General features: G+C 31.0%; 13 protein-coding genes. 11 read left to right on the forward strand and 2 right to left on the reverse strand.

What is annotated here, in order from left to right; translation table 11 throughout:
* The 3 genes from RWN11_RS05580 to trxA all read left to right on the forward strand — a co-directional run.
* Positions 1 to 287, forward strand: a 287-nt coding sequence (locus RWN11_RS05580; RefSeq protein WP_314160785.1) for a co-chaperone GroES, incomplete at its 5' end; no start/stop codon positions are given.
* A 48-nt stretch (positions 288 to 335) separates the two neighbouring features.
* On the forward strand, positions 336 to 1940 hold the full coding sequence (gene groL, locus RWN11_RS05585; RefSeq protein ID WP_314160786.1) for a chaperonin GroEL: 1605 nt from the start codon (positions 336 to 338) through the stop codon (positions 1938 to 1940).
* A 70-nt stretch (positions 1941 to 2010) separates the two neighbouring features.
* Positions 2011 to 2316, forward strand: coding sequence for a thioredoxin (gene trxA, locus RWN11_RS05590; protein WP_060913690.1), 306 nt, complete (start codon positions 2011 to 2013; stop codon positions 2314 to 2316).
* 247 nt (positions 2317 to 2563) lie between these two features.
* On the opposite strand, the gene glnA is transcribed toward trxA, so the two are convergent.
* Entirely contained in the window at positions 2564 to 3901 is a 1338-nt protein-coding gene (gene glnA / locus RWN11_RS05595) for a type I glutamate--ammonia ligase (RefSeq protein ID WP_314160787.1), read from the reverse strand.
* Between the two features lie 32 nt (positions 3902 to 3933).
* Entirely contained in the window at positions 3934 to 4317 is a 384-nt protein-coding gene (locus RWN11_RS05600) for a MerR family transcriptional regulator (RefSeq protein ID WP_314160788.1), read from the reverse strand.
* Positions 4318 to 4553: 236 nt separating this feature from the next.
* On the opposite strand from RWN11_RS05600, the gene RWN11_RS05605 reads away from it, so the two are divergent.
* The 8 genes from RWN11_RS05605 to RWN11_RS08270 form a co-directional block, all read left to right on the forward strand.
* The gene (locus RWN11_RS05605) at positions 4554 to 4736 is read left to right on the forward strand and encodes a hypothetical protein (protein WP_314160789.1); all 183 of its coding nucleotides are present in this window, start codon (positions 4554 to 4556) and stop codon (positions 4734 to 4736) included.
* Positions 4737 to 4767: 31 nt separating this feature from the next.
* Positions 4768 to 6399 carry a polysaccharide biosynthesis protein gene (locus tag RWN11_RS05610; RefSeq protein ID WP_314160790.1) on the forward strand — a complete coding sequence of 544 codons (1632 nt, stop codon included), beginning with the start codon at positions 4768 to 4770 and terminating at the stop codon, positions 6397 to 6399.
* Positions 6399 to 7106: a 16S rRNA pseudouridine(516) synthase gene (locus RWN11_RS05615; RefSeq protein WP_314160791.1), complete on the forward strand. Its 708-nt coding sequence runs from the start codon at positions 6399 to 6401 to the stop codon at positions 7104 to 7106. The genes RWN11_RS05610 and RWN11_RS05615 overlap by 1 nt, the downstream gene beginning before the upstream one ends.
* 14 nt (positions 7107 to 7120) lie before the next feature.
* Entirely contained in the window at positions 7121 to 8521 is a 1401-nt protein-coding gene (pepV, locus tag RWN11_RS05620) for a dipeptidase PepV (protein ID WP_314160792.1), read from the forward strand.
* Positions 8522 to 8747: 226 nt separating this feature from the next.
* Positions 8748 to 9524: a phosphotransferase family protein gene (locus RWN11_RS05625; RefSeq protein ID WP_314160793.1), complete on the forward strand. Its 777-nt coding sequence runs from the start codon at positions 8748 to 8750 to the stop codon at positions 9522 to 9524.
* A 144-nt stretch (positions 9525 to 9668) separates the two neighbouring features.
* The gene (locus RWN11_RS05630; protein ID WP_314160794.1) at positions 9669 to 10436 is read left to right on the forward strand and encodes a TIGR01457 family HAD-type hydrolase; all 768 of its coding nucleotides are present in this window, start codon (positions 9669 to 9671) and stop codon (positions 10434 to 10436) included.
* Positions 10437 to 10447: 11 nt separating this feature from the next.
* Positions 10448 to 11209 (forward strand): type I methionyl aminopeptidase, encoded by a 762-nt coding sequence (gene map / locus RWN11_RS05635; protein ID WP_299324071.1) that lies wholly within the window; start codon positions 10448 to 10450, stop codon positions 11207 to 11209.
* A 77-nt stretch (positions 11210 to 11286) separates the two neighbouring features.
* Positions 11287 to 11387 (forward strand): toprim domain-containing protein (locus RWN11_RS08270; protein WP_399536088.1); only part of this gene is annotated, 101 nt, incomplete at its 3' end.

Genomic DNA, 11387 nt, shown 5'->3' on the forward strand with positions numbered 1-11387 from the left:
AGGTTATTAATATGATTAAACCATTATTTGATAATGTATTATTAAAAAAAGTAGAGAAAGAAAAAGCAACAACTAGTGGAATAGTTTTAGCTTCAAAAGAAGAAACTTCAAATATTGCGATTGTAGTTGCTTTAGGAGAAAGTTGTTTATTATCAAAAGATAATGATGGAGAACTAACTGCTGGAAGTAAAGTAGTATTTTCAGATAACTATAAAAAGGTTAATTTTAAAAATGAAGAGTACTATTTAGTAAATGAGGAAGAAGTTCTAGCTGTTATTGAAGATTAGTACTGTTACTTTTTTGAAAACTGATATTAATGAAAATTAGGAGGAAACATGGTTAAAGAATTAAAATTTTCAGAAGATGCTCGCCAATCGATGAAAGTTGGTGTGGATAAATTAGCAAATGCTGTCAAAATTACATTAGGACCAAAAGGACGAAATGTTGTATTAGATAGAAAATTTGGTTCTCCATTAATCACAAATGATGGAGTATCAATTGCCAAGGAAATAGAATTAGAAGATCCATATGAAAATATGGGTGCAAAATTAGTTGCTGAAGTTGCTAATAAAACAAATGAAATCGCAGGTGATGGAACTACGACTGCAACAATTCTTGCGCAGGCTATGATAACTGAAGGACTAAAAAACGTTACTAGTGGTGCTAATCCTATCGGTATAAGAAAAGGTATGGAAAGAGCGGTGAAAGTAGCTGTTGAACGTCTTCGTGAAATTAGCGTAACGGTTGATTCTAAAGATAAAATTGCTCAAGTAGGAGCTATTTCAGCTGCTGATGAAGAAATAGGAAAATTCATTTCAGAAGCTATGGATAAAGTTGGTAATGATGGTGTTATTACTATTGAAGAATCTCAAGCGTTAGATACTACTTTAGAAGTTGTAGAAGGAATGCAATTCGATAGAGGATATCTATCTCCGTATATGGTAAGTGATACAGAAAAAATGATTGCTGATTTAGATAACCCTTATGTTCTGGTTACTGATAAAAAAATCAGTGCTGTTCAAGAAATCTTACCAGTATTAGAAGAAGTAGTTGCAGCAGCGAAACCATTGTTGATTATTGCAGATGATGTTGAACAGGAAGCTGTAGCAACACTTGTTGTCAATAAACTTCGTGGTACATTTAATGTTGTTGCAGTAAAAGCTCCAGGATTTGGAGAAAGAAGAAAAGCAATCTTAGAAGATATCGCTATTCTAACAGGTGGTACCTTGATAACTGATGATTTAGGTTTAGAATTAAAAGATGCTAACATAACAATGCTTGGGAAAGCTGCTAAAGTAAATGTTACTAAAGATAACACTGTTATTGTTGGTGGTAAAGGTGATAAAGAAAAAATCGAAAGTAGAACACAACAGATTAAAGTACTTTATGCAGAATCAAGTTCTGAATTCGATCGTGAAAAATTACAAGAAAGATTGGCAAAACTATCAGGAGGAGTAGCTGTAATTAAAGTTGGAGCTGCCACTGAGACTGAATTAAAAGAGAGAAAATTAAGAATAGAAGATGCTTTAAATTCAACTAGAGCTGCAGTAGAAGAAGGTATTGTTCCTGGTGGAGGAACTGCTCTTGTTCAAGTAATTTCTGAGGTTGAAAAATTAGAAGCAACTGGTGATGAGCAAACAGGAATAAATATTATTAAAAAAGCTCTTGAAGCACCAGTTCGTCAAATTGCAGAAAATGCTGGATTAGAAAGTAGTGTTATTGTAGCTAAGCTTAAAGAAGTCGAAGTTGGATATGGATTTAATGCTGCGACTGAAGAGTGGGTTGATATGATAAAAGCTGGAATAGTTGATCCAACGAAAGTTACGCGTTCGGCATTACAAAATGCTGCGAGTGTATCAAGTTTATTTTTATCAACAGAAGCTGTTGTAGCCGATGTTTCAAAAGATGAACCAATGCAACCTCAAATGCCAATGATGTAAAACAAATAATTTGAATAATTGGCTATGATATTATAAAATAAATTCATAAGTATTAAAGGAGACAGAAACAATGAGAGAAATCACAGATAAAGAATTTTTTGAATTATCAAAAACTGATAGTGTAAAAGTATTTGACTTTTGGGCACCTTGGTGTGGTCCATGTAAAATGTTAGCACCAGTATTAGAAGAAGTTGCTAGCGAATTTTCAAACATTGAATTCTACAAAGTTAATGTAGATGAAAATCAAGAGGCTGCTGGTGAATTTGGTATTATGTCAATTCCTACACTATTAATCATGAAAAATGGTGAAGTACTAGAAGAAAAAACTGGATACCAACCAAAAGAAGCATTAGTAGAATTACTATCTAAATTCTAATAGAAAAAAGGGGCTGACCCAAAAGTCCTAAAATTTAACAAAGTTCATATGAAAACTCATAGACGCAGTGGTTTATTGATATCTAAATTCGCTTTATAAAAGCTTTTTAGATATCTAATAAACTGTGCGGGGGTGACTCTAAAAAAATCGATTTCTCTGAAATCACAATTTTTGAGTCACTCCCTTTTTTTATAAAGAGAAAACAAGGAATAGCGTGAAGTTAAGCTATTCCTTGTTTTTTAATTAATTAATAATTTTTTAAATATTGATCAATTTCCCAATCGGTAACTTGAGTTCTGAATGAATCCCATTCGATTGATTTTGCTTCTATAAAGTTATAGAAGATGTGATCTCCTAATGCATCTTTCATAATAGGTGAAGTTGATAATTCTTTTAGTGCTGTATATAGTGTTGAAGGTAATTCATCAATACCGTTTGCTATTCTTTCTTCATGAGTCATTACATAGATATTACTTCTAACTTCAGCAGCTGGAACTAATTTATTTTCAATTCCGTCTAAACCTGCTGCTAAGATTGTTGTCATTGCTAAGTATGGGTTTGCAGCTGGGTCTACTGATCTAACTTCTACACGTGTAGATTTACCACGTGCAGCAGGAATACGAACTAGAGGTGAACGATTTGAAGTTGACCATGCAACATAACATGGCGCTTCATAACCAGGAACTAGACGTTTGTATGAGTTTACAGTTGGATTACATACTGCTGTGAAACTACGAGCATGTTTAAGAATCCCAGCGATAAAGTGTGATGCTACTTCACTTAATCCATTTTCGCTGTTTTCATCATAAAAGCTGTTTTCACCGTTACTGAACATAGAGACGTTACAGTGCATTCCAGAACCATTAATACCAAAAATTGGTTTTGGCATGAATGTTGCGTGTAAACCGTGTTTTCTAGCAATAGTTTTTACAATTAATTTAAATGTTTGAATATTATCACAAGCTGAAATTACATCATCATATTTGAAGTCGATTTCGTGTTGACCTGGAGCAACTTCGTGGTGACTTGCTTCAATATCAAACCCTAGACGTTCAAGTTCAAGAACGATGTCACGGCGTACGTTTTCTCCTAAATCAACAGGAGCAAGATCGAAATAACCACCATTATCATTTAATTCTAAACTTGGTTCACCATTTTCTTTTAATCTAAATAAGAAAAATTCTGGTTCTGGTCCAAGGTTTAAAGTATCAAAACCTAATTTTTTCATTCTTTCAAGTGTTCTTTTTAAATTACCACGAGGATCACCAGCAAATGGTTTTCCATCTACAGTATAAACATCACAGATAAAACGAGCTACTTTACCGTACTCACTATCCCATGAAAAAACTAAGAATGTATTTAAATCAGGATAAAGATACATGTCACTTTCTTCAATTCGTACAAAACCTTCAATTGATGAACCATCAAACATCATCTTATTATCTAATACTTTTTCAATTTGACTAACTGGAACTTCCACGTTTTTTATTGTTCCTGTGATGTCAGTAAATTGTAATCTGATATACTTAACGTTTTCATCTTCAATTCTTTTTATTATTTCTTCTCTAGTAATAGTTTTAGTCATGTTGTCTCCTTGTTTATGTAAAAAATATAGCATTAAAATTTATTTTTTTTATTATTATAAAATCTAGATAAATCACCACGTCCTATAGAGCGTTCGCGAGGTAATCCGTTCGGTCCTGCAAAAATATCGTTATGGATAATTTGTCTAATTTGTATAGTTTCAGCAGATACTTCTTTTTGGTTAATAATTTCATCGATAGCTTTCAGATTGAAGCCTTTTGTAAGTAGATCTTTTATTGTTAATAGTTTATCGATATCATTAAAAGAAAAAAGCCTAGTGTTACCTTCAGTACGTTTTGGAGTAAAGAGTTTTTTTTCTTCATAGTATCTTATTTGTCTTGCAGTAAGCTGTGTAATCTTTGTTACTACACTTATAGAAAAAACCGGAAGATTTTTTTGTAATTCTTTGAACCCCATACTAGCACCTCTCTAATTAGATTTTTGTGAAATAAAAATATTTTATATCTATATAGTATAATAACAAATAAAAGTAAGAAAATAAAGTGTATGTTATAAAATCTAACATATAAATTTTCTATGAATTTACTTTGGAATGATGTAAGTAATTTTTTTATAAATAAATCTGAAAGTATGTTTAAAAATTTTGAAAATCATGATAAAATAAAGTTATATTAAAAAGAAAGGATGATAGTATGGCAATAGTTTTATCTGTTATGGTTTTTATTATAACATTTGTGTTGTTACTAGGTTCATATATAGTTCTAGTTGCTAATAATAAAATAAAAAGAAGACGTATGGATAAAGTATTGAAATTGGTAGCAGCGTATAGTCTAGTTACTGCGTTAGTATATTGCTATCAGTATTTATACTTATAATAAATATTATAATTAAATATTAAGTTTGGATGTGAAAATTTTGAAAAAAGATTCCTTATTTAAAGGGACTGCTATACTTAGTTTAAGTTTAATTTTAACAAAGATTTTAGGTGCAGTGTATCTAATTCCTTTTTATCAGATAATTGGTGGAGAGGAACAAATGGCTTTATTCAACTATGGATATAGTTACTATGCAACTATACTAGAGATTTCAGGCGCAGGAACCCCACTTGCAATAGCAAAATTGGTTGCAAAATATAATGCAGTGGGAGCTTATAGTGTTAGTAGAAGGATATATAGGCTAGGTTCTTGGCTACTAGTAGTTATGGGAATAGTTGGTTTTTGTATCTTATTTTTTGGTTCAGGATTTATATCGGATCAAATTCTTATAAGTAACCAACAAAAATTTACCCCACAAGAAGGAGCATTAGTTCTTAAAAGTTTAAGTTTCGGAGTACCGTTGGTTTTAATATCAGCAGGTATTAGAGGTTTATTCCAGGGGCATGAGATAATGTTACCTTCAGCGTTGAGCCAATTTATTGAGCAAGTAGCTCGTATTGCATTTATGCTAGGTGCTACTTATTTTATTATGAGAGTTTTAGGTTATGGAGTAGTTGAAGGAAATGTTAGTGCCACATTTGCAGCGGCAGTCGGGGCTGTTTTTTCTTTAATTACACTTTTCTTTTTTTATACTAAATATAGAAGAAATTTAGATTTTAATATAGATGAAGATGAAGTACAACTTGATATTCCTACAGTATCATTAGTGAAGGAATTTTTCTCGGTATCTATACCATTTATATTTATAGTTGGGTTATTTCCAATTCTAAATATTATAGATCAACATAATTTTATTCATGGGATGACTCAAATAGGAAAGGCTGATATAGTAGATGGGAGATTTTCAGCACTGCAACTTGTTAATAAAGTAGTAATGATTGCTGTAGCTATAGCTCCGGCTTTCTCTAGTACTTTTTTACCTTCTATAACTAGATTGTTTGCACAAGGGGATAAAGTAAGTGTTAGTAGTCAAATAAATAGAGTAGTTTTAGCTCTTTTGATGATTGTACTGCCAGCACTTGTAGGAATGTATGTCCTTGCTGATCCTATTTACTCGACTTTTTATAGTAGAAGTTTAGAAAATGCTGCTTTATTAAGGTTTTATCTGCCGCTAGCGGTATTATATTCAATATATAGTTTAACTAGTATAATTATGCAGGCTGTTAATAAGCAACTATTAAACTTTGTAGCGATTATAGTGGGGTTGGTAGTTAAGTATGTAACTATTACTCCATTTGTAATGAAATTTGAGACAAATGGTGTGATTTTATCTTCAATCACAACTTATCTTGTGATGATTAGTATAAACTTAGTTATTATCAATACTGTGGTTAGACTTAGAATTTTTGAGTTCATTTCAAGGTTATTTATAATTTTATGCAGTTGTTTCATTATGTTTATTACAGTAGCTGCGATATATGAATCAATTTTGTCTAATTTTGTTATTGAATCGAAAATTTCAAGTATGATTTTAATTATGATATGTGCGATTTTTGGTGGTATTATTTATTTCATCAGTATAACTATGATGAAATTTGATGAATATTTATTCGGTAAAAAGATTACACTATCATCATTAAGAAATCTAAGGAGAAGAGTATAGTGAGGCTAGATAAATTTATTAGCTCAACTACAACACTAAGTAGAGCAGAAGCGAAAAAAATTATTAAAAAGGGAATATTAATTAATGATATTTTAATAAAGAGTCCTGATTATAAGGTTGATGAAATCAATGATCAGGTAATGGTGAATGGGAATAGGTTAGTTTATCAAAAATATGTTTATATTATGATGAATAAGCCTAAGGATACTGTATCTGCAACAGAAGATGCGATTGAAAAAACAGTTGTGGATATTTTAAAAGAAGAAGATCGCATTCATAAGGTATTTCCAGTAGGTAGACTTGATAAGGATACTGAAGGACTTATGTTACTGACAAATGATGGAGAGTTAGCTCATAGATTGATCACCCCTAAGAAAGATGTAGTAAAAAAATATTATGTTGAGGTAAGTGGAGAACTTAAAGAAGAGCATCTATCAATTGTTGAAGCTGGTGTTATCCTAGAAGATGGATATAAATGTAAGCCCGCGCGTCTAGAAATATTAGAAAGTAGCGAGAACAAAAGTAGAGCAAATATATACATAACAGAGGGAAAATTTCATCAAGTAAAAAGAATGATGAAATCACTAGAAACAACAGTAACATATTTAAAAAGAATATCTATAGGAGAATTAATACTAGATGGAAATTTAGAATTAGGTGAATATAGATACTTAACAAATGAAGAACTAGATAAATTAAATAAATAATGGAGGGATATAAAATGAATATCGATTTTAAACAAGAAGTTCTAAATCATAAGGAGGACCTACTTAAAGATTTATTTGAGTTATTAAGTGTACGTTCAATTTTAGGAACTGATATAACTGAGGAAACACCATTTGGAAGTGGACCAAGAGAAGCATTGGATTTAATTTTATCTTTTGGTGAACGTGATGGTTACAAAACTAAATTAGTAGAAAATAAAGCAGGGCATATTGAAGTGGGACAAGGAGAAGAATTATTTGGTATTCTTGGGCACGTTGATGTAGTACCGGTAGTAGAAGCAGATTGGATTAGTCATCCTTTCAAACCTGAAGTGAGAGATGGTAAAATATTTGCTCGTGGTTCATTAGATGACAAAGGGCCTACAATGGCAGCTTACTATGCTGTAAAACTTTTGGATAAACTTGGTGTGAAATGGAATAAACGAGTAAGGGTAATTGTAGGTAGTGATGAAGAAACAGGTTTTAGATGTGTTGAAGCGTACTTTAAACACGAAGAGCAACCAGCATCAGGGTTCACTCCAGACGCAATGTTCCCGTTAGTATATGCTGAAAAAGCTAGAGCAACTTTTGATCACAAATTAAAATTTGTAGCAGAAGATGGAGAGTATAATTATAAACTTGTTAAATTTAACGGTGGACAAGTTCTTAATATGGTTATTGCAAGTGCAGAGGCTGTATTAGTAGGAGAAGTATCAGATATTAAAGAAAAATTTGAAAAATTCTTAGTTCAAGAGAAACTTGAAGGAAAAGTTAGTGTAGAAAATACAATTAAACTTACACTTAAAGGGAAAGCAGCACATGGTTCAACACCGCAATATGGTATTAATGGTGCAACAAAATTAGCAGAATTTTTAAGTACATTAGGATTAGATAACAATGGTAAAAACTTTGTAGACTATATAGTAGAAAAACTTGCTAATGATCCGTTTGGTGAAAAATTAGGAATTGATTATTCAGATGATGAAATGGGAGAAGCTACTTATAACTATGGTATTCTTGAATATGATTTAGAAAACAAAGTAGGAATAGTTTCTACAGATTGTCGTCATCCTAAAAAATTTGATTTAGTTGCTAGATTGAATGGAGTTAAAGTGAATAATATTGATATCGAAGTTACAAGCACTAAGGAAGCTCACTATGTACCAAAAGATGACGAATTAGTAACTACATTAATGGATGTATATAGAAAATATACTGGTGATACGAAAAATGGTGCATTTGTATTAGGAGGAGGAACTTATGCTCGTTGCCTTAAAAAAGGTGTTGCATTTGGATTGCTTTTCCCAGGTAAGGAAGATACAATGCACCAAGCAAATGAATATTTAGAAGTAGAGGATTTATTATTAGCGACTGCAATATACGCAGAAGGAATTTATAAACTTTGTTGCGAACAATAAATTTTATAAAAATATTTATTTGATATAATGTTTATCTTGTAATAAATAAGATAATAAGCAATCTCAAGGATATTAATTCTAATTTTTGTATATATAAATTATAATATCTTTGAGATTTTTAATTTTAGTGCTTAAATACCATCTTGAAAAATATGATTAAAGAATGTAAAATATATAGTGCATTATAATTTTTAAAAAGAGATTGAAGAAAGGAGCAGTATAAAATATGTCTAAAGAATATTATCAGATGGGCTGGACTTTAGATGATACATACAACGAAGATTATTTTTGTTCAAGAGATAATCAACGTTACTTTATTAAGAAAAATACTACTCCGATGATAGCAACTCTTTCTGCAGAAGGCATTGTTCCTAGATTAAGATGGACTAAGCGTATTAGTAATGGAGATGTATTAATCGCACAAGATTTTGAAAATGGTAGAACATTAAATACGGAAGATATGACGGATAGACGTATACCTGAAATTTTGAAAAAAGTACACGGTTCATCAAAACTAAAAAAAATTATGAAAGCTCAAGGCTATGTTGAAGAAACAGCTGGCAGATCACTTTCTAATTTGAAATCGATTATTGCTGACGAACTTAGAAAAAATCGCAATATCGTCGATGCACTTAATTATTTAGAGAATTGTTTACCTAATGATGATGTGGAATATACACCTTGTCATACGGATTTACACAAAGATAACTGGTTACTTTCAGATCAAGGTAAACTGTTTTTAGTAGATTGGGAACATTCTATATTGTGTGATCCAGCCATCGATATTTCCTTTGTATTATATCGATATATACCTCAAAGTGAGTGGAGTGAGTGGCTAAAAATTTATGGACAAGAACCGACTATAAAATATAGAAATAGACTAAAATGGTACATAACTTTACAATCTGTTATAATGATAGTTTGGTATCATGAGAAGAAACAATTATCAGAGATGAACTCGTGGCTAGTCTTTTTAAATAGTGTTTTTAACGATTTTATATAAGCATTAAGTAGGAAAATCCTAATTAATGCTTTTATTTTTTTTATAATCGGTGTAAAATAGAAATAGTTGTTTAATTTATTCTAATTTATAGAAGAAATTGATATTTGAATATGTTATGCTAAATGAAATTAATGGAGAGATGGAATGAGTATAAAACAATATAAATTATATCTAATAGACCTAGATGGTACTATTTATAATGGAGAAAAAAAGATAAAATATGCAAAGGAGTTTGTTGATTATTTAAATAAAAACAACATAGATTACTTGTTTTTAACTAATAATTCAACAAGACAACCTAAAGATGTAGCAGAGCATTTAAAGAAATTTGATATTGAGACGTCAGAAGAACATGTATTTACATCTAGTGATGCTACTAAAATTTATCTTGAAAGTAAAGGATATAAAAATTTATATGTAATCGGTGAAGCTGGGCTTAAGAATACTTTAAGTTCATTCAATCAAAGAGAAAATGAGGAAGGTGTTGATGCAGTTGTAGTTGGTCTTGATAGACAACTTACTTATGATAAACTTGCAACTGCGGCCAGAGCTGTATTAAATGGTGCGGAACTGATTGGTACTAATCCAGACACATTGTTACCAACAGCAAACGGCTTTGTTCCGAGTAACGGGGGACAAGTTAAGTATCTAGAGTATGCAACTTCTACCCCAGCTACCGTTATAGGTAAGCCTAGCAAAATTATTATGGAATGTGCTATGGATTTATTTGACTATAGCAAGGAAGAGATTGTTATGGTTGGAGACAACTATGATACTGATATTATGTCTGGTATTAATGGTGGAATAGATACAATTCACGTTCAAACCGGTGTCACAAGTGTAGAAGATTTAGAAACTAAAGAGCATAAACCGACTTATTCTATTAAAAATTTATTCGAACTAGTTAAATAAAAGGAGAAATCATGATTATTAAAACAGAAGAACAATTACAAAAAATGAAAGAAATAGGTTTCATCTGTGCTACAATTAGAGATGAAATGGTAAAAAAAGCAGTACCTGGTGTCTCAACTAAAGAACTAGATAATATTGCTAAAGAATTATTTGAAAAGTATGGTGCAAAATCAGCTCCTATTACAGAGTATGATTTTCCAGGATATACATGTATTTCATTAAATTACCAAGCAGCACATGGGATTCCATCTAGTACAAAAATATTAAAAGATGGTGACCTCCTTAATATAGATGTATCAGGCTGTAAAGACGGTTATTATGCTGATACAGGTATTTCTTTTGTTGTTGGTAAGGTAGATGATCCAATGAAAGAAAAAGTATGTGAAGTTGCTAAAGAAGCGTTTTATGAAGGAATAAAACATGCTGTAGCAGGAAGAAAAATAAACCAAATTGGTAAACATGTACATAAAAAAATAAAAGAACATAAATTAGAAGTAATTGAAAACTTAACTGGGCATGGAATTGGAACTTCATTACACCAAGAACCACAACATGTGTTCAATTATTTTGATCCATGGGATAATCTTATCTTAAAAGATGGTATGTGTTTAGCGGTAGAACCTTTCGTATCTACTAAAGCGAAAACTGTAGGAAATTCAGATAGAGATGAGTGGGAATTAGTTGCAAATGATGGTTCTTATATTGCTCAATATGAACATACTATTGTTGTTAGAGAAAATGCTGAACCATTAATATTGACTAAAATTGATTAATTTTTAATGGAAAAAGTTGACAAGTTAATAAAAATGTTTTAAGATACTACTTATTATAAAATTATGGAGAGAAGAAAATGGCAGAAAATTTAGTAATAGTCGAATCTCCTTCTAAGGCAAAAACTATTGAAAAATATCTAGGGAAAAAATATAGAGTAATATCTTCAAAAGGTCATGT

The sequence above is a fragment of the uncultured Gemella sp. genome, from assembly GCF_963519265.1.
Classification (GTDB): domain Bacteria; phylum Bacillota; class Bacilli; order Staphylococcales; family Gemellaceae; genus Gemella.

What these genes read in the sequence shown, in the direction of transcription:
- groL (WP_314160786.1), top strand. Translation starts at nt 336, where the DNA reads ATGGTTAAAGAATTAAAATTTTCAGAAGATGCTCGCCAATCGATGAAA.
- trxA (WP_060913690.1), top strand. Translation starts at nt 2,011, where the DNA reads ATGAGAGAAATCACAGATAAAGAATTTTTTGAATTATCAAAAACTGAT.
- glnA (WP_314160787.1), bottom strand. Translation starts at nt 3,901, where the DNA reads ATGACTAAAACTATTACTAGAGAAGAAATAATAAAAAGAATTGAAGAT.
- RWN11_RS05600 (WP_314160788.1), bottom strand. Translation starts at nt 4,317, where the DNA reads ATGGGGTTCAAAGAATTACAAAAAAATCTTCCGGTTTTTTCTATAAGT.
- RWN11_RS05605 (WP_314160789.1), top strand. Translation starts at nt 4,554, where the DNA reads ATGGCAATAGTTTTATCTGTTATGGTTTTTATTATAACATTTGTGTTG.
- pepV (WP_314160792.1), top strand. Translation starts at nt 7,121, where the DNA reads ATGAATATCGATTTTAAACAAGAAGTTCTAAATCATAAGGAGGACCTA.
- RWN11_RS05625 (WP_314160793.1), top strand. Translation starts at nt 8,748, where the DNA reads ATGTCTAAAGAATATTATCAGATGGGCTGGACTTTAGATGATACATAC.
- RWN11_RS05630 (WP_314160794.1), top strand. Translation starts at nt 9,669, where the DNA reads ATGAGTATAAAACAATATAAATTATATCTAATAGACCTAGATGGTACT.
- map (WP_299324071.1), top strand. Translation starts at nt 10,448, where the DNA reads ATGATTATTAAAACAGAAGAACAATTACAAAAAATGAAAGAAATAGGT.